The organism is Streptomyces sp. NPDC054834 (assembly GCF_053611185.1).
The window spans coordinates 1-18,080 of sequence record NZ_JBSGZV010000001.1 but is presented as its reverse complement, the minus strand read 5'-3'; the positions used below and the strand labels follow the sequence as shown (position 1 = coordinate 18,080).

The 18,080-nt window shown below is 70.2% G+C and carries 16 protein-coding genes, 1 tRNA gene and 1 pseudogene; 11 read left to right on the top strand and 7 right to left on the bottom strand.

The features are described from left to right. Positions 1-323 precede the first annotated feature (323 nt). The 4 genes and pseudogenes from eno to ACWGJM_RS00075 all read left to right on the top strand — a co-directional run bounded on the left by eno (position 324) and on the right by ACWGJM_RS00075 (position 3,817). Positions 324-1,631: a phosphopyruvate hydratase gene (gene eno, locus ACWGJM_RS00090; protein ID WP_453409370.1), complete on the top strand. Its 1,308-nt coding sequence runs from the start codon at positions 324-326 to the stop codon at positions 1,629-1,631. A 120-nt stretch (positions 1,632-1,751) separates the two neighbouring features. Continuing rightward, positions 1,752-2,228: an FtsB family cell division protein gene (locus ACWGJM_RS00085; RefSeq protein ID WP_453409369.1), complete on the top strand. Its 477-nt coding sequence runs from the start codon at positions 1,752-1,754 to the stop codon at positions 2,226-2,228. Between the two features lie 26 nt (positions 2,229-2,254). Continuing rightward, positions 2,255-2,656: pseudogene (locus tag ACWGJM_RS00080) on the top strand (DUF501 domain-containing protein); the annotation flags it as partial. Positions 2,657-2,914: 258 nt separating this feature from the next. Further along, positions 2,915-3,817 (top strand): Ppx/GppA phosphatase family protein, encoded by a 903-nt coding sequence (locus ACWGJM_RS00075; protein ID WP_453409824.1) that lies wholly within the window; start codon positions 2,915-2,917, stop codon positions 3,815-3,817. A 4-nt stretch (positions 3,818-3,821) separates the two neighbouring features. On the opposite strand, the gene ACWGJM_RS00070 is transcribed toward ACWGJM_RS00075, so the two are convergent. Continuing rightward, on the bottom strand, positions 3,822-4,091 hold the full coding sequence (locus ACWGJM_RS00070) for a type II toxin-antitoxin system RelE family toxin (protein WP_453409368.1): 270 nt from the start codon (positions 4,089-4,091) through the stop codon (positions 3,822-3,824). Further along, positions 4,088-4,360, bottom strand: coding sequence for a type II toxin-antitoxin system Phd/YefM family antitoxin (locus ACWGJM_RS00065; protein WP_453409367.1), 273 nt, complete (start codon positions 4,358-4,360; stop codon positions 4,088-4,090). Before ACWGJM_RS00065 ends, ACWGJM_RS00070 begins: the two co-directional genes overlap by 4 nt. A 541-nt stretch (positions 4,361-4,901) precedes the next feature. On the opposite strand from ACWGJM_RS00065, the gene ACWGJM_RS00060 reads away from it, so the two are divergent. Next, complete coding sequence (locus ACWGJM_RS00060; RefSeq protein WP_453409366.1) at positions 4,902-6,284, top strand: NAD(P)/FAD-dependent oxidoreductase; 1,383 nt, start codon at positions 4,902-4,904, stop codon at positions 6,282-6,284. 230 nt (positions 6,285-6,514) lie between these two features. Next, positions 6,515-7,801: a class I SAM-dependent methyltransferase gene (locus ACWGJM_RS00055; RefSeq protein WP_453409365.1), complete on the top strand. Its 1,287-nt coding sequence runs from the start codon at positions 6,515-6,517 to the stop codon at positions 7,799-7,801. Between the two features lie 63 nt (positions 7,802-7,864). Here ACWGJM_RS00055 and ACWGJM_RS00050 read toward each other — a convergent pair whose 3' ends face one another. Beyond that, on the bottom strand, positions 7,865-10,393 hold the full coding sequence (locus ACWGJM_RS00050; protein WP_453409364.1) for an ABC transporter permease: 2,529 nt from the start codon (positions 10,391-10,393) through the stop codon (positions 7,865-7,867). Beyond that, the gene (locus tag ACWGJM_RS00045) at positions 10,393-11,193 is read right to left on the bottom strand and encodes an ABC transporter ATP-binding protein (RefSeq protein ID WP_453409363.1); all 801 of its coding nucleotides are present in this window, start codon (positions 11,191-11,193) and stop codon (positions 10,393-10,395) included. Before ACWGJM_RS00045 ends, ACWGJM_RS00050 begins: the two co-directional genes overlap by 1 nt. 424 nt (positions 11,194-11,617) lie before the next feature. Here ACWGJM_RS00045 and ACWGJM_RS00040 point away from each other — a divergent pair. Further along, positions 11,618-11,700, top strand: a tRNA-Leu gene (locus ACWGJM_RS00040). A 31-nt stretch (positions 11,701-11,731) separates the two neighbouring features. On the opposite strand, the gene ACWGJM_RS00035 is transcribed toward ACWGJM_RS00040, so the two are convergent. From ACWGJM_RS00035 to ACWGJM_RS00025, 3 genes are all read right to left on the bottom strand, one after another. Further along, positions 11,732-12,706, bottom strand: coding sequence for an alpha/beta hydrolase (locus tag ACWGJM_RS00035; RefSeq protein WP_453409823.1), 975 nt, complete (start codon positions 12,704-12,706; stop codon positions 11,732-11,734). A 102-nt stretch (positions 12,707-12,808) separates the two neighbouring features. Next, positions 12,809-13,060, bottom strand: coding sequence for a hypothetical protein (locus ACWGJM_RS00030; protein WP_453409362.1), 252 nt, complete (start codon positions 13,058-13,060; stop codon positions 12,809-12,811). Between the two features lie 173 nt (positions 13,061-13,233). After that, the gene (locus ACWGJM_RS00025) at positions 13,234-13,632 is read right to left on the bottom strand and encodes a helix-turn-helix domain-containing protein (protein WP_453409361.1); all 399 of its coding nucleotides are present in this window, start codon (positions 13,630-13,632) and stop codon (positions 13,234-13,236) included. 238 nt (positions 13,633-13,870) lie between these two features. Here ACWGJM_RS00025 and ACWGJM_RS00020 point away from each other — a divergent pair, with 238 nt between their 5' ends. The 4 genes from ACWGJM_RS00020 (at position 13,871) to ACWGJM_RS00005 (ending at position 17,943) form a co-directional block, all read left to right on the top strand. Beyond that, a complete protein-coding gene (locus tag ACWGJM_RS00020; RefSeq protein ID WP_453409360.1) occupies positions 13,871-14,086 on the top strand; it encodes a hypothetical protein in 216 nt (71 codons plus the stop codon). Positions 14,087-14,183: 97 nt separating this feature from the next. Continuing rightward, positions 14,184-14,402, top strand: coding sequence for a hypothetical protein (locus ACWGJM_RS00015; protein WP_132852923.1), 219 nt, complete (start codon positions 14,184-14,186; stop codon positions 14,400-14,402). Positions 14,403-14,511: 109 nt separating this feature from the next. Then, positions 14,512-16,422 carry a hypothetical protein gene (locus tag ACWGJM_RS00010; protein WP_453409359.1) on the top strand — a complete coding sequence of 637 codons (1,911 nt, stop codon included), beginning with the start codon at positions 14,512-14,514 and terminating at the stop codon, positions 16,420-16,422. Positions 16,423-17,262: 840 nt separating this feature from the next. Next, positions 17,263-17,943: a hypothetical protein gene (locus tag ACWGJM_RS00005; RefSeq protein ID WP_453409358.1), complete on the top strand. Its 681-nt coding sequence runs from the start codon at positions 17,263-17,265 to the stop codon at positions 17,941-17,943. Positions 17,944-18,080: the final 137 nt, after the last annotated feature.

The window sequence follows — 18,080 nt, the reverse complement described above, 5'->3', positions numbered from 1 at the left end:
CTGGTAGTACGACCACAGCGCCCTCATATCCGTGGCCTCCATGATGGAGGCCCCGTGAGGGTCACGCCCCCCGTCCCCCACGGGGCTCCCCGCTCCGGCGCGTGTTCCCCCGTACGCGCCGGGGCGGGGTCTTTTCTTTTCCTTCTGCTTCCCCTCCGCCTCTCGGTCTCTTTGCCTCCCGGCCCTTTGTTCCGTCGGCAAACAATGTGTACCGTCACCGTGTCCACGGGGCGGTCGGTCGGCTGCCGACGGCCCGGGGACGGTTAGGCTCTAGTCGCAAGGCACACCAGCCCCGCACTTTCAGCGTCACATCCAAGAAGGAGATGCTCGTGCCGTCCATCGACGTCGTCGTAGCCCGGGAAATCCTGGACTCCCGAGGCAATCCCACGGTCGAGGTCGAGGTCGGCCTCGACGACGGCAGCACGGGTCGTGCCGCCGTCCCGTCCGGCGCCTCCACCGGCGCCTTCGAGGCCATCGAGCTCCGCGACGGTGACCCCAACCGCTACCTGGGCAAGGGCGTCGAGAAGGCCGTCCTCGCCGTCATCGAGCAGATCGGCCCGGAGCTGGTCGGCTACGACGCCACCGAGCAGCGCCTGATCGACCAGGCGATGTTCGACCTGGACGCCACCGACAACAAGGGCTCCCTCGGCGCCAACGCCATCCTCGGCGTCTCGCTCGCCGTGGCCCACGCCGCCTCCGAGGCCAGCGACCTCCCCCTCTTCCGCTACCTGGGCGGCCCGAACGCGCACCTGCTGCCGGTGCCGATGATGAACATCCTGAACGGCGGCTCGCACGCCGACTCCAACGTGGACATCCAGGAGTTCATGATCGCCCCGATCGGCGCGGAGTCCTTCTCCGAGGCGCTGCGCTGGGGTGCCGAGGTCTACCACACCCTGAAGAAGGTCCTGAAGTCGAAGGGCCTGTCCACCGGCCTCGGTGACGAGGGCGGCTTCGCCCCGAACCTCGAGTCCAACCGCGCCGCCCTCGACCTCATCCTCGAGGCCGTCAAGCAGGCCGGCTACATCCCGGGCGAGCAGATCGCGCTCGCGCTCGACGTCGCCGCGTCCGAGTTCTACAAGGACGGCAAGTACGAGTTCGAGGGCAAGTCCCGCTCCGCCGCCGAGATGACTGAGTACTACGAGGAGCTCGTGGCGGCCTACCCCCTCGTCTCCATCGAGGACCCGCTGTTCGAGGACGACTGGGCCGGCTGGAAGGTCATCACCGACAAGCTCGGCGACAAGGTCCAGCTGGTCGGCGACGACCTGTTCGTCACCAACCCGGAGCGCCTGGCCCGCGGCATCGAGGAGGGCACCGCCAACGCCCTGCTCGTGAAGGTGAACCAGATCGGCTCGCTGACCGAGACCCTGGACGCCGTCGAGCTCGCCCAGCGCAACGGCTTCAAGTGCATGATGTCCCACCGCTCCGGCGAGACCGAGGACGTCACCATCGCCGACCTGGCCGTCGCCACCAACTGCGGCCAGATCAAGACCGGCGCCCCGGCCCGCTCCGAGCGCGTCGCCAAGTACAACCAGCTGCTGCGCATCGAGGAGATCCTCGACGACGCGGCGGTCTACGCCGGCCGCAGCGCGTTCCCGCGCTTCAGGGGCAACGCCGAGGTCTCCAAGGGCTGACCCCAACCGGTCAACCCCGAGTAAGGCCTAGCCAGTCGTACGTACGTCCCCGTACCCGGTCCCGTACCGTGTCCGGGGACGTACGCACGTAGGAAGCACCCAGGGGAGGCGGAGAGCCAGATGGCCGCGAAGGAACGGGACCGTTTCTCCACCGCGACCAGGATCCGGCTGCTCGGCGAGCAGACGGCGGCCCGGGTCTACCGCTCCCAGACCAAACGGCAGGCCCGCCGCTCCCGGCTCACCAGCCGGGCCGCGCTGCTCGCCCTCGTGGTGTGCACCCTGGTGGTGGCCCTGGCCTACCCGATGCGGCAGTACGTCTCCCAGCGCGCCCAGATCGCCGACCTTCAGCGGGAGAAGCAGCAGGCCAAGGAGCGGGTCGAAGAGCTGCGCGACCTCAAGGCGCGGTGGCAGGACGACACGTACGCCGAGCAGCAGATCCGGCGGCGGCTGCACTATGTGATGCCGGGGGAGACCGGATACGTCGTGATCGACCCGGGCGCGGCCAAGCAGGCGCGCGCCGACCTGGTGGCGGCCGACCGCCCCTGGTACGCGAACGTCTGGGACGGGGTCGACAAGTCCGACGCCTCCGACCAGTGAACCCACAGAGAGACTTTCGTACAGGCATGGAAACGCCCCCGCCCTCCACTCCCCGCACCGAGCCCACCGAGGCGGACGTCGAGGCCTTCAAGCAGCAGCTCGGGCGGCCCCCGCGCGGACTGCGCGCGATCGCGCACCGGTGCCCCTGCGGACAGCCGGACGTGGTGGAGACCGCCCCCCGGCTGCCGGACGGCACGCCCTTCCCGACGACGTACTACCTGACGTGCCCGCGCGCCGCCTCGGCGATCGGCACGCTGGAGGCGGACGGCGTCATGAAGGAGATGACCGAGCGGCTGGGGAGCGACCCCGAACTGGCCGCCGCCTACCGGGCCGCGCACGAGGACTACATCCGGCGCCGGGACGAGATCGAGGTCCTGGCAGGCTTCCCGAGCGCGGGCGGCATGCCGGACCGCGTGAAGTGCCTGCACGTCCTCGTGGCCCACTCGCTGGCCGCGGGACCGGGCGTGAACCCCCTCGGCGACGAGGCGATCGCCATGCTGCCCGAGTGGTGGCGCAAGGGGCCGTGCGTGCAGCCGCTCGAGGCGCCTGATCCGGCGGACGAGCACCCGGGTGAGGAGGGCGCGGTCTTCGACCCCGCCGAGGCCCGCAGCGGCTTCTTCGCCGACAAACCGCTCGTCGCGGAGGGCTTCTCCCGGGTCGCCGCCGTCGACTGCGGCACGAACTCCATCCGGCTGCTGGTCGCCGACGTCAACCCTGCCACCGGCGAGCTGCTGGAGCTGGACCGGCGTATGACGATCGTGCGGCTCGGCCAGGACGTGGACCGCACCGGCCGGCTGGCGCCCGAGGCGCTGGAGCGGACCTTCGCCGCGTGCCGCGAGTACGCGGACGTCATCCGTGAACTGGGCGCCGCGAAGGTGCGGTTCGTCGCCACCTCCGCCTCCCGGGACGCCGAGAACCGGGACGAGTTCGTGCGCGGGGTCGTGGACATCCTCGGGGTCGAGCCCGAGGTGATCTCCGGCGACCGGGAGGCCGAGTTCTCCTTCACCGGCGCGACGAAGGAGCTGACGGGGCGTGCGGACCTCGCCAGGCCCTTCCTGGTGGTGGACATCGGTGGCGGCTCCACCGAGTTCGTCGTCGGCGACGAGCAGGTACGCGCCGCGCGCTCCGTCGACATCGGCTGCGTGCGGATGACCGAGCGGCACCTGCTGCACGACGGCAAGGTGAGCGATCCGCCCACCGAGGAGCAGATCGCCGCGATGAGGGCGGACATCGAGACGGCCCTCGACCTCGCCGAGGAGACGGTCCCGCTGCGCGAGGCGCGCACGCTGGTCGGTCTTGCCGGGTCCGTCACCACCGTGTCGGCGATCGCGCAGGACCTGCCCGAGTACGACTCCGAGGCCATCCATCACTCTCGTGTGCCGCTGGACCGGGTCCGCGAGATCACGAGTGAGCTGCTCCGCTCGACCCATGCCGAGCGCGCGGCGATCCCCTCCATGCATCCGGGCCGGGTCGACGTGATCGGCGCCGGTGCCCTGATCCTGCTCGCGATCATGGAGCGGATCGGTGCCGAGGAGGTCGTCGTGAGTGAGCACGACATCCTCGACGGCATCGGATGGTCTTTGGCCTGACCGCCTACAGGTTGCGGTACACGTCCCGCCGGTCGCCCACCTTGACGACGAGGATGACGAGCTCACCATCGTTGACCTGGTAGGCGACCCTGTAGCTTCCGACCCTGAGCTGGTAGAGCCCGGACGGGCCGGTGAGCTTCTTGACGTCGGCGTCCTCGCGGTACGGGTCTTCGCCGAGCACGGTCAGCGCGGTCAGGATGCGCATCGCGTCGGGCCGGCTGATGGCCCGGAACTGCCGCTGCGCCGCTGTGGTGAACCGGAAGGCGTACTTCACGCCGCATCGCCGTCCTGCTCGGTGAACAGGTCTGCCAGCAATTCCGCCATCGTCACGGTGGGGCCGCCCTCGGCCAGGACCGCTTCGGCTTCGCGCGACAGCATGACGTCGGCCGCTTCCTCCAGTGCTTCGAAGTCTGCGATCGGGACTAGGGCTGCCACCGGAGCGCCGTTGCGCGTGATGACGGTCGGAACGCCTTCCTCGGCCCGGTTGATGTGATCGGCGAGGTGCGCGCGGGCTTCCCGTACGGTCACGGTGTTCTCAGTCATGAGAGCAGTGTACGCATCAGCGTGTACACGCGCGGCCCTGTCCGGGGAGTCGCGTTCGTGAGCGACGCTCGACGGCATCGCGTGGTCGGTGTCCTAGGTCTCTTTTGTTACCGGACGGTAGGCGCCGGGTGAGCAGGTCGGATAACGTTTGAGCGCGGTCGAGGGGCCTTCCGGGGCCCCTCGTTGACGCTCCGCCGGAAAAGTTCGTGAAGTTCTTCACAAGGAATTCGGCCCGTCAGAGGGATCCCAGAGGTTCCGTTGAGCCGTTCGGGGGTCCAACAGGCCTGGGAGTCCACTCAGGAGCACTTTGCGGGGCGGTGTCCGGTGAGGTTCCGCAAGGGGTGTTTCCGGGGGCTCACGGGGGGCGCCAGCAGGCGGAGAGGCAGCTCACGCGCCATTGACAACGGGTCGCGGCGGCGGCCGGTTCCCCTCCGCAATCATGACCTGCGTCACGCGGGTCGCGGAGGATAGCACAGGGCCGCGGCAACCTTGTGAAGGGGCGCACGAGCGACCCCCGAGGGGCGGGTGGATACTCGATGGCATGAGCACCACGGAGCGTCCCAGGATCCTCGTAGTAGGCGGTGGGTACGTAGGCCTGTACGCAGCTCGGCGCATCCAGAAGAAGATGCGCTACGGCGAGGCGACCGTCACGGTCGTCGACCCCCGGTCGTACATGACCTACCAGCCCTTCCTGCCCGAAGCCGCCGCCGGCAGCATCTCCCCTCGCCACGTCGTCGTCCCGCTGCGGCGCGTGCTGCCGAAGGCGGAGGTCCTCACCGGCCGGGTCACCACCATCGACCAGGACCGCAAGGTCGCCACGGTCGCCCCGCTGGTCGGCGAGGCGTACGAGCTGCCCTTCGACTACCTCGTCATCGCGCTCGGCGCGGTCTCCCGCACCTTCCCGATCCCCGGCCTCGCCGAGCAGGGCATCGGCATGAAGGGCATCGAGGAGTCCATCGGCCTGCGCAACCACGTCCTCGAGCAGCTCGACAAGGCCGACTCCACGACCGACGAGGAGATCCGCCGCAAGGCCCTCACGTTCGTCTTCATCGGCGGTGGCTTCGCGGGCGCGGAGACCATCGGCGAGGTCGAGGACATGGCCCGGGACGCGGCCAAGTACTACAAGAACGTGTCCCGCGAGGACATGCGCTTCGTCCTCGTCGACGCCGCCGACAAGATCCTCCCCGAGGTCGGCCCGAAGCTCGGCCAGTACGGCAAGGAGCACCTCGAGGGCCGCGGTGTCGAGGTCTACCTGTCCACCTCCATGGACTCCTGCGTCGACGGCCACGTCGTGCTCAAGAACGGCCTCGAGGTCGACTCCAACACCATCGTGTGGACCGCGGGCGTCAAGCCCAACCCGGCGCTCGGCCGCTACGGCCTCCCGCTCGGTCCGCGCGGCCACGTCGACTGCGAGCCCACGCTCCAGGTCAAGGGCACGGACTACATCTGGGCCGCCGGTGACAACGCCCAGGTGCCCGACCTCGTCGGCCGCAAGGCGGGCAACGAGAACGCCTGGTGCCCGCCGAACGCCCAGCACGCGCTGCGCCAGGCCAAGGTCCTCGGCGACAACGTGATCTCCGGTATGCGGGGCTTCCCGCAGAAGGACTACTCGCACGCCAACAAGGGCGCGGTGGCCGGTCTCGGCCTCCACAAGGGCGTGGCGATGATCGTCATGGGCAAGATGAAGATCAAGCTCAAGGGCCGTCTCGCCTGGTACATGCACCGCGGCTACCACGGTCTGGCGATGCCGACCTGGAACCGCAAGATCCGCATCTTCGCGGACTGGACGCTCGGCATGTTCCTCAAGCGCGAGGTCGTCTCCCTGGGCGCCATGGAGAACCCGCGCGAGGAGTTCTACGAGGCCGCCAAGCCGGCGCCGGTCGCCGCCGCGCAGAAGACCGAGGAGAAGGCCAAGGCCTCCTGACCTCCCCCGGTCGCCGAACCGACCGAAGGACCTCCCGCCATCCGTGGTGCGGGAGGTCCTTCGGCGTTCCCGGGTGCCCGGCGGTGCGGGTGCATGGCGTTCCGGGCGCTCTGTGTTGGGCGGAAAGGGTGTTTGCCCAGACGTAACACCATTGCGGGACTGTGTCGCGGGCAGGTGGATGTTTACGTGGGGGAGGACATTCCGGGGTTCGTCGTACGGAGGTGTGCGCCATGGCCGACGCCGCGTCGCGGCTCAAGAGCCTGCTCGAACAGATGCTGGGAGTCCCGCTCCCGGTGCGTATCCGCGGCTGGGACGGTTCGCAGGCGGGACCGCCCGGTGCACCGATGCTGGTCGTCCGTAATCGCCGCGCCGTGCGTCGGCTGCTGTTCAAGCCGGGCGAACTGGGCCTGGCCCGCGCCTGGGTGGCCGGCGATCTGGACGTCGAAGGGGATCTGTACGCCGTCCTGAAGGCGATGTCCGGCCTGGTCTGGGAGCGCGGGGAGGACGCCCGCACCCTCGCGCAGGCGCTGCGCGACCCCGAGGTCAGGGCCGCCGCCCGCGGGCTGTTCCGGCTCGCTGGACCCCCGATCCCGCCCGCGCCGCCCCGCGAGGAGGTCCGCCGGCGCGGCCATCTGCACACCAGGCGCAGCGACAGACGCGCCGTCAGCCACCACTACGACGTCGGCAACGACTTCTACGAGATCGTCCTCGGCCCCTCCATGGTGTACTCCTGCGCCTACTGGGAGGAGGCCGGCACCCTTGAGTCCGCGCAGCGCGACAAGCTGGAACTGGTCTGCCGCAAGCTCGCCCTGACACCCGGCCGGCGCCTGCTCGATGTCGGCTGCGGCTGGGGCTCGATGGCGATCCACGCGGCCCGTGAGCACGGCGTGAGCGTCGTCGGCGTCACCCTCTCCCAGGAGCAGGCCGCCTACGCCCGCAAGCGCATCGCCGACGAGGGGCTCACCGACCGGGTGGAGATCAGGGTGCAGGACTACCGGGACGTCACCGACGGCCCGTACGACGCGATCTCCTCCATCGGCATGGCCGAACACGTCGGCGCCGAGCGCTACCTGGAGTACGCCACGGCTTTGCACGCCCTGCTCAGGCCCGGGGGACGGCTCCTGAACCATCAGATCGCCCGCCGTCCGCACCGCGACGAGTCGGCGTACAACGTGAACGAGTTCATCGATGCCTACGTCTTCCCCGACGGCGAGCTCGCCCCCCTCGGCACCACGGTCACCCAGCTGGAGCGGGCCGGTTTCGAGGTCCGGGACGTGGAGTCGATCCGCGAGCACTACGCCCGCACCCTGCGCCGGTGGGTCACCAACCTGGAGGCCGACTGGCCGCACGCGGTCCGGCTCACCGGCCCCGGCCGCGCCCGCGTCTGGCAGCTGTACATGGCGGCCTCCGCTCTCGCCTTCGAAGACAACCGCATCGGCGTCAACCAGGTCCTCGCGGTACGCACCCCCGAGTCGGGCGAGTCGGGCCTGCCGCTGCGGTCCCGCACCTGGAACTGAACGCGCGAGGCCCCGTTCCCTGTCCGTGTCCGGAAGGGAACGGGGCCTCGGCTGCCGTGCGGGTTACTCCGACTTGATGGCGGTGAGCATGTTCAGCCGGGCCGCGCGCCTGGCCGGCCAGAGGGCCGCGAGGACGCCGACCGTGGCGGCCAGCAGCAGGAAGAAGGCGATCCGGCCCCACGGGACGACCAGTTCGTAGGTCGCCATCTTCGTGCCGAGGAGCTCACCGGCCGCCCAGCCGAAGAACACGCCCAGGCCGATGCCCAGCACCGCGCCGAAGAGGGAGATCACCAGGGACTCCAGGCGGACCATCCGCTTGACGGCCTTGCGGTCCAGGCCGATCGCGCGGAGCATGCCGATCTCCTGGGAGCGTTCGAAGACCGACATGGCCAGAGTGTTGATGACGCCGAGGACCGCCACGATCACGGCCATCGCCAGCAGGCCGTAGAGCATGTTCAGCATCAGAGTGAACATCTTCGCGATCGAGTCGGACAGGTCCTTCTTGTCCTGGATCTTGATCGCCGGGTTGTCTCCCAGCGCCTTCTCCAGCTTGTCCTTGGTCGCGTCGGACGCGCCGCCCGCCGCCTTGACCATGACCTGCATGTCGGCCGGGTCCGTCTGGTGCGGGGTCAGGGCCGTGTTGTCCAGCATGATGCCCTGGATCATCTCGTTGCCCTCGTACACCCCGGCGACCGTCAGCTTCTGCCGCTTGCCGTCCTCGTAGTGCACGGTGAAGCCCGAACCTGCCTTCCAGCCGTGGGACTTGGCGGTGTCCTTGTCGACGACGACCCGCGAGCCGCCCACCTCGAAGGAGCCGTCGTCGACCTTCAGGTCGGTCAGCCTGCCGATCGCCGGGCCGGTGACGCCGGTCAGGTACTCGGTCTGGCCGTCGATGCGGGAGGCCGCGTTGCGCAGCGGGCTGCTGGCGGTGACGCCGTCGGTGGCGGCGAGCTTCTCGGCCACGTCCGGGGAGAGTTCGTTGCCGTTGGCCATCGACACCACGTAGTCGGCACGGATCGCCGCGCTCGCCATCTTGTCGATCGACTTCTGGAGGCTGCCCGCCATCACCGTCATACCGGTGATCAGGGTCAGGCCGATCATCAGCGCGGAGGCCGTGGCGGCCGTACGGCGCGGGTTGCGCACCGAGTTCTGCCGGGCCAGCTTGCCGGAGACCCCGAACACGCGCAGCACCGGCGCGGCGGCCGCGATCAGCGGGCGGGACAGCAGCGGGGTCAGCACGAACACGCCGATGATCAGCAGTACGGCACCCAGACCCATGGGAGCCTGCGCCTTGTCGGCGTCCATCGACGTGGCCGCCAGGACCACCGCCACGCCGGCCGCCGAGAACAGGGCGCCGATCGTGTTGCGCAGCACCAGCGACTTGGTGGTCGCCTTCGCGTGCACCGCGCTCATCGCGGCCACCGGCGGGATCTTCGCGGCGCGCCGGCCCGGTAGCCAGGCGGCCAGCATGGTGATGACGATGCCCACCGCGAGGGCGGCGACGGCCGTGCTGGGCGTGATGACCAGCGGGCCGTCCGGGACGGTCGCGCCGAGCGAGTTCATCAGCGACCGCAGTCCGGCGCCGATGCCGATGCCGGCGGCCAGACCGGTCATGCCGGCGACCGTGCCCACCACGAACGCCTCGATGAGCACCGACCGGGTGACCTGGCGGCGGGAGGCGCCGACCGCGCGCAGCAGGGCCAGCTCCTTGGTGCGCTGGGCGACCAGCATGGTGAAGGTGTTGGCGATGATGAACGTGCCGACGAAGAGCGCGATGCCCGCGAAGACCAGCAGGCCCTGCTTCAGCCCGCTCATCTGGGACGAGATCAGTTCTGCCTGGGAGTCGGCGAGTTCCTTGCCGGTGGTGGTCTCCACGCGGTTCTTCGGCAGGGCCTGGTCCAGCGCGTCCTGAAGCGCCGTCTGGCTGGTGCCCGGCTTCGCCTTGACGTCGATCTCGTCGTACGTGCCCGGCTTGCCGAACAGCTTCTGCGCGGTCGCCGTGTCGAACAGGGCGAGGCTGCCGCCGGCGGCGACATTGCCGTCGTCGGTGGTGAAGACGCCGCTGATGACCGGGGTGAGTACGGGGCCGTCGACGGATATCCGCACCTTGTCGCCGACCTTGTAGCCGGCCCGCTCGGCGGTCCTGGAGTCGATCAGCACCTCGCCCTTGCCGCTCGGGGCGTGGCCGCTGACGAGCGGGTACCGGGCGTCCTTGGTGCCCCAGTAGTTCCCGCCCTCGGACTGCCAGCCGCCGCCGATCAGCTTGCCGTTCTTGTCGGCGATGGCGGTGAAGCCGGTGACGACGCCGGTCGCGGAGTCGGCCCCGGGGACCTTCGCGCTCCGGTCCAGCAGTGCCTGGGTCAGTTCGGGGGTCTTTCCGACGGTGTTGCCCTTGTCCGCCTGGCCCTCGGCCGTGACGGCGACGTCGACCTGATCGAAGCCCTTGGCGGAGCTCTTCTGGTAGGCGTCGGAGATGGTGTTGGTGAAGACCAGCGTCCCGGACACGAACGCCACGCCGAGCATGACGGCGAGCACGGTCATCAGGAGCCGGGCCTTGTGCGCGAATACGTTGCGCAGGGCGGTGCGGAACATCAGCTCGTGCGGCCCTTCGCGTCGAACTCGGGGGTCTGGGGGGGTCCCCCAGGAAGATGCCGCATCGTGTCGAGGACGGATTCCGCCGTGGGCCCGTACACCTCGTCCACGATCCGGCCGTCGGCCAGGAACACCACGCGGTCCGCGTACGCCGCGGCCACCGGGTCGTGAGTGACCATCACCACCGTCTGACCCAGCTCCCGCACCGAGTTGCGCAGGAAGCCCAGCACCTCGGCGCCGGAGCGGGAGTCGAGGTTTCCGGTGGGCTCGTCGCCGAAGATGATGTCGGGCTTGGAGGCCAGGGCGCGGGCGACGGCGACGCGCTGCTGCTGGCCGCCGGAGAGCTGGGCCGGCCGGTGGCTCAGCCGCCCGGACAGGCCGACCATCTGGATCACGCTGTCCAGCCACTGCTTGTCCGGCTTGCGGCCCGCGATGTCCATCGGGAGGGTGATGTTCTCCAGCGCCGTCAGGGTCGGCAGCAGGTTGAACGCCTGGAAGATGAACCCGATCTTGTCCCGGCGCAGCTTGGTCAGCTGCTTGTCCTTCAGGGAGCCCAGCTCGGTGTCGCCGATGCGCACGGACCCGGAGGAGAAGGTGTCCAGCCCGGCCACGCAGTGCATCAGTGTGGACTTGCCCGACCCGGACGGCCCCATGATCGCGGTGAACTCGGCCTGCCGGAAGTCGACGGAGACCTGGTCGAGGGCGACCACCCGGGTCTCACCCTGCCCGTAGATCTTCGACAGCTCCATGGCGCGCGCGGCCACGGTGGTGGTCCGGTCGGCGGTGGGTGTGGTGGTCACGGAAAGGTGCTCCTGTCAGGACGACGGCGTTGGTGGGGACGTGATCCATCGTCCCGGCCGGCTGCCGTCCTGGAGTCACCCGCTGTTCCGGTTCCGGGGGCCGACTGCGGTCGGACCGGGCGGCGTCATGTCATACCTGGGGATGACGGCCGACCCTGAGCCGAGGAGGGGGCGGGAAGGTCCGCGGGAGACCGGACAAGTTGTCGAGAACAGGTGGGGCCCCCTTGTTCGTACGGTGAAATTCCGTCATTCCGTGTACGCGCGCATCCACCACACGTAACGCTATTGGCAAGTGCGGATGGCGTGTGCAGGGGCCTGATGCTCCCTCAGACCTCAATAAAATAAGACAACATCGCACTGCCCTGCCGCTGTTCGGGGGATGCATCCCGATAGGGTCGGAACCTCGAAGCGGAGCCCATGGCCTGCCCGGATGGTGGAATGCAGACACGGCGAGCTTAAACCTCGCTGCCCCTCGCGGGCGTACCGGTTCAAGTCCGGTTCCGGGCACCTTCCATGTCTGCGGCGCGCCGACGCAGGCCTATGCCTCCTCACTCGTTCCCAGTGCGGCGCTGAGTACCGCGATGGCCTGGGCGATGGCCGCACGCGTGGCGTGGGTGTCGCTGAGCGGGTTGAGCATCATGAAGTCGTGGGTGATGCCGTCATAGCGGACCGTGGTGACGTCGACGCCCGCGGCACGGAGTCTGGCGGCGTACGCCTCGCCCTCGTCACGCAGGACGTCGGCCTCGTCGACGAGGACCAGGGCCGGCGGCAGGTCGGCGAGCTGGTCGAGGTCCGCCTTCAAGGGGGAGGCGGTGATCTCGTCGCGCTGCGCACGGTTCGGCGCGTAGGCGTCCCAGAACCATCGCATGGCCTCGGCGGTGAGGTAGTAACCCGTGGCGAAGTCGGAATAGGACTGGGTGTCCATGTCGGCGTCGGTGACCGGGTAGTACATCGACTGGTGGACGAAGCGGACGTCGCCGCGCTCCTTGGCCAGCAGGGTCAGTGCGGCGGTCATGTTGCCGCCGACCGAATCGCCCGCCACCGCGATGCGGCCCGGGTCGAGACCGTGAGCGGCTCCTTCGCGCACGATCCACTGGGCGGTTGCGTAGCCCTGCTCGATCGCCACGGGGTAGTGCGCCTCGGGTGAGCGGGCGTATTCGACGAACACCACAGCGGCCCGTGTCCCGTCGGCCAGTTCGCGCACCAGCCGGTCGTGGGTGTCCGCGTTGCCGAGGATCCAGCCCCCGCCGTGCATGTACAGGACCACCGGAAGGGGTGATGCGGCGTTCTGTGGCCGGACGATCCGGACACGGACGTCACCCACCTTGGCGGGAACCGTGATCCACTCCGCGTCGGCGGGAAGCTTGTCGATCGGCTCCGCCTGGATGTCGTCGAGCACCTTGCGGGCCTTCGCGGGACCCATCTCGTACAGGAACGGCGGCTTGGAGGTGGCATCGGCGAGCTGCTGGGAGGCAGGCTCCAGAACCAGGGAACCGGCGGGCAGGACGGCCATGACGATCTCCTCGGGGTAGTGGCGCGCTCGGTATGACAACAGCGTCACTCGCCCTGATGGTGATCGCATCTGCCGGGTCCCATGGCCCTGGTCGACGGCATGTCACCCTTCATAGACGGTCAGTACGGCCCCCCCGACCTCGATCCGCCGTCCCGCCCGCATACCGTTGCGGCGGAGTGTTTCCAGACAGGTGTGGAACAGGCCGAGTTCATCCGCGTCCAGGATGGCGGCGGCCAGGTCCAGCAGATCGGCGACCGCCTCCGCGGTGAGGACCTCGGGCAGGTCCCCGGACAGCAGGACCATCGATTCACCGGCGGGCCCCCGGACCACCGCCGTGGTCGTCCCACCATGCACGAACAACACATTCCCCCCAGAGAGCCCGTGGTCGTGCGGCTCCAGTGCCTCGGGCGTGACGAGAGACTAGCGGGGGATCTCGGTGGATTCGGGCGGTGTCGGATTCTTTTTCCGACTTGGTGGTGGAGCGACCGTCCGGTGTCATCGGACGGCCGGGCCGGCCGGGAGCCCGGTCACTTCTCGCGCGGGGAGCGGTCCAGCAGGGACTCCACCAGGGCGGCGACATGCCGGCGGTCGTCGGCCGACAGCTTCTGGACACTGGCGATGAGCAGGTCCACCTCGGGGTCGACGGCGGGAGGGGCCCCGCCGTCGTCGGCCGCGTTGGACGGGGCGCCGTAGACGTGGATGCCGCAGGCCTCCGCGGCGGCGCGGCGCACGGTGTCCAGGGGCAGCTCCAGTCCCTTGGCCAGGCCTTCGAGGGTGGCGGCCTGGGGCATCCGGACGACGCGGTCGGTGGTGGCCAGGTGGTGGACGGTGGAGCGGGGGACGCCGCCGCGGCGCGCCACGTCACCGTAGGACCAGCTCTTGCGGTCGAGGCGTTCCCGGATCAACTGCTGCAGTGCGTTGGCCACTGACGGTCACTTCCTGCTCGCCGCTCGGTTTGGGGCCTGGCTGTCCATGTCGGGGCCGATTCTACGGTCGGGGGTACGTACCGCCGAAAGGGTGCTTACCCGAATGGGTTGCGCGGAGGTGCCTCGAGGCCGTAGTGTCCAATCTCGTTGGACAACACGTCCGACCAAGTTGGACAGAGTCGGGGGGGAACCTGACTCGGTCCGACCGGAAATGTCTATCCCTGAGGGGGAATCGATCATGATGGACGCCCACGAGCTCGAGGCCGAGTCCGCGGAACTGCTGCCGGGTCGCGAGGCCCTCGGTCGTCTGAAGTTCAGCTTCGGCAAGACCGTGAACGTCACCAAGCACGTCGCGAACATCCACGCCGCCAACCAGTCCGCCGCCCTGAACGACCACTCCGCGTGGTCCGTGGCCGACTCCGGCGCCGCCCAGGCCATCAACGTCGCTCAGTGACGCGCACGCCCAGCTGAACTCCTGGGCGCCTGAGCACTCGTAACACCCGAACACCTGAGACACCTGAACGCCGGAAACACCTGAAAGGACATCCATCATGAGCATGGACATGAACGAGCTGGAGACCGAGTCCGCCGAGCTGCTGCCGGGTCGCGAGGCCCTCGGTCGTCTGAAGTTCAGCTTCGGCAAGACCGTGAACGTCACCAAGCACGTCGCGAACATCAACGCGCACAACGAGTCGGCCGCGCTCAACGACCACTCCTCGTGGTCGGCCGCCGAGTCCTCGGCCGCCCAGACGATCAACGTCACGCAGTAAGCGGCAGCACCGCTACGACGGGTACCGGGGGCGGACCGCGAGGTGGCGCGGGCCGCCCCCGGAACCGGACGGGGGGGGGGAGCGGTGAGTACGTGGGGGGAGATCACGGATGACGGTGCTCGGAGACGGGGTCCCGGCGCTGTACGACACGGGGCCGGTGCCCGGCCCCGGCGGCTGGCCGGTGACCTACGAGCAGGTGGCGACGGGCAGCCTGCCGGTCGTCGAGCCGCCGCCGCTGGTGCCGAGACTGAGCGCGGGACTGCGGTTGCACGGCGAGTACCAGGGATCGGGCTTCACCGACCCCAAGTACATCGCCCGTCGGGGGGACGGGCAGGTCGTGCAGCTGTCGCGGCTGCTGTATCTGGTGGCGTCGTCCGTCGACGGCGTGCGCGACGTCGAGGCCATCGCCCACCGGGTCAGCGCCCGGTTCGGCCGTGAGGTCAGCGGCGAGAACATCCGCTACCTGGTCGAGAAGAAGCTCGAGCCGCTCGGGCTGACGGTCCCCGAGGGCCAGGAGGACGACGAGGTCGAGGCCCCGCGCTCCGACCTGCTGCTCGCTCTCAAGGGCCACCGGGTCATCTTCAACGAGCGGCGCACCGCGAAGATCGCCCGGGCGTTCGCCTGGCTGCACCGGCCGGCCGCGGTCGTGCTCGTGCTGCTGGCGGCCGTGGCCATGGACGTCTGGCTGTTCGGCTTCTTCGGCGCGATCGAGCCGGTCCTGGAGGTCCTGGACCAGCCGGTGCTGATACTCGTCGTCTTCGTGCTCACGGTGGCCTCCCTCGTGTTCCACGAGTTCGGCCACGCCTCCGCATGCAGATACGGCGGCGCCAGACCGGGCTGCATCGGCTGCGGGCTGTTCCTCATCTGGCCGTCGATGTACACCGACGTCACCGACGTCTACCGGATCGGACGCGGCGGGCGGCTGCGCACCGATCTGGGCGGGGTGTACTTCAACGTCGTCTTCATGCTGGTCATGGCCGGGCTGTACTTCGCCACCGGGGCGCAGTTCCTGCTGGCCACGGTGTATCTCGGGCACTTCGAGATCCTGGAGCAGCTGATGCCGGCCGTCCGGCTGGACGGCTACTACATCCTGGGCGACCTCGCCGGCGTGCCGGACCTGTACGGCAAGATCAAGCCGATCCTGCTGAGCCTGGTGCCGGGGGCGAAGGGGCGGGCCGCCCGCCAGGAGGTCGCGGGGCTGAAGAAGTCCGCCCGCACGATCGTGGCCACCTGGGTGCTGACCATGGTGCCGCTGATCGTCGGCGAACTCGGGTACGCCCTGTGGAACCTGCCCCGGATCATCGCCACGATGACGCGGTCGCTGACCGAGCAACTCCTGGGCACCGGGTCGGCCTTCGTGCACGGGAGGATCCTCGAGGGCCTGGTCGGGGTCATCGGCTGCGTCATGCTGCTGTGCCCGATGGCCGGGGTCATCTATCTGTCGGTGAAGATGGGCGGCCGGATCCTGCGGGCCGCGAAGCGCTCCACCGAGGGCCGGCCGCGGCTGCGGGTGGCGTTCTGCGCGCTGGCGCTGGCCGGGCTGGCGGGGCTGAGCTACGCCTGGGTGTCCGGGATGACGCCGCAGCCGCTGCCGAAGAAGCCGCCGATCGCGCCGATCCTGCAACCCGGGGTGTCCACGCGGGAGCCGGAGCCGCGGGAGGTGTCCACGCCGGACGACGACAACCCTTCCGCTCCCTCGGGTGGTGGCTCCACGTCATCCTCGGGTGCGGCGGGCGCCGGGTCGGCGCGGCCGGGACACGGTCCGTCGGCCTCGGCATCGGGCAGCGCGTCGGTGTCGGCCTCGGCCTCCGTGTCCGGCAAGCCGAGCCGGAGCGCGTCCACGCAGAAGGCGGCACCGAGCGTCCCGGCCACCGAGGAGCCCGCACCCACCACCTCCGGCGGAGGGGGCGGGCCGACACCAGAGCCTTCACCCACCCCGTCGGAAAGCGTCACACCATCACCGACGGAGACCTCCACCCCGCCCCCGACCAGCGAGCCCTCCGCCCCACCGTCGACCTGAGCCGCGACAGCCGGCAGGGCATCGGCGCGGTAGCCAGCCGCGCCTGGGGCCGGGACCGCCACCGCCTGCCGGCGTCGGCCGGCCCGGCGGGGAGCCGGCGGGCGGCAGTCAACCGCCCGTCGACGCCGGCCGCGAACCGCGCGTTCGGCGGCAGCCCGGCCAGGGAGGGGGCCGGCGACGGCGGCCCACCGCCCGCGGCAGCCGGCCGCGAACCACGGGTCTGCGGCAGTCACCGTCCGTCCCTGCGGCAACCACCCCGGGACCGGTGGCAGCCAACCGCACCTGGGGCGGCAGCCAACCGCCCGCCGACGCCGGTCGCGCGCCCGTGGCAGCCACCACCCGCGGGTCGGCGGCGGCAGCCAACCGCCTGCCGGCAGCCGGCCGGGTGTCGGCGGCGGTAGCCCACCGCCCACCCGGAGGCGAGCCCACCGCCCAGCCGTGGCAGCCGCGGACCTGCGCCCATCGCAGCCACCGTCAGCGGCAGTCAGCCGGCCGGGTGCCGGCGCGGTAGCCGACTGCGCCTGGGGCGGCAGCCAACCGCCTGCCGGCAGCCGGCCGGGTGTCGGCGGCGGTAGCCCACCGCCCACCCGGGGGCGAGCCCACCGCCCGGCCGTGGCAGCCGCGGACCTGCGCCCATCGCAGCCACCGTCAGCGGCAGTCAGCCGGCCGGGTGCCGGCGCGGTAGCCGACTGCGCCTGGGGCGGAAGCCAACCGTCTGCCGGCAGTCAGCCGGGTGTCGGCGGCGGTAGCCCACCACCCACCTGGGGCGCGAGCCCACCGCCGGCCGCGCGCCTGCGGCAGCCGCCAACCGTACGTGTCCGATCCATCGCTGGAGATCCCATGAACAGCCACCGAAAGCCACGCTCCACCAGCAGCCCCATCACCCAACGGGCGGTCCGCATAGGTCTGTTCGCCGCCGGCATCGCCGGTGTGGCGACAGCGGTGCCGGCTCAGGCCGCGACGGCCGCGACGCAGTCGCACGTGGCCGTCGCGTCGGACCATGTGTTCAGTCATGCCGACCGGGCGCACCACACGCAGGCGAAGGACTCGTTCACCGTCCGCCAGTTCGGCGACGTGGACGCCACCGCCGTGCGCAACCAGGCCAACGCGGTCTCGGCGGGCTGCTCGGCCGACGCCCACTGCCGGTCGGTGGCGCTGTCCTTCCAGATCGTCACGGTCACGGGGGAGCAGACCCGGCTGAACGCCGTGAACCTCAGTGACGCGGCGAACAAGAAGTGCACCGGCTGTCAGACGCTGGCCGGCGCCTACCAGTTCGTCGTCTCCACGCCGACCCGGCTCACCCTCGACGACAACGCCCGGGGACGGCTCGCCGACATCCACCGCCGGCTGGACGAGCTGACCCGGTCCACGATTCCGGCAGCCGAGCTGAAGTCGAAGGTCGACAGTCTCGCCGCGGAGGTCACCGGTGTCCTCCACGACGCGGTGGCGCAGGCTCCCAAGGGCGACACGCAGCCCGACGTGACCCTGCACCGCCACCTCGACGGCTGGCCGGGCCACTGACCGAGCTCCGCCGTCACCCCCCACCCTCCGCCGGGCCCGCGCTTCCGACCGCGGGCCCCGCGGCCGGCGGTGCGGACGGCGGTGGGTTCGGCCCGCGACCACACCAATGTCATAACCGGTGGGCGAGCGGAGACTCG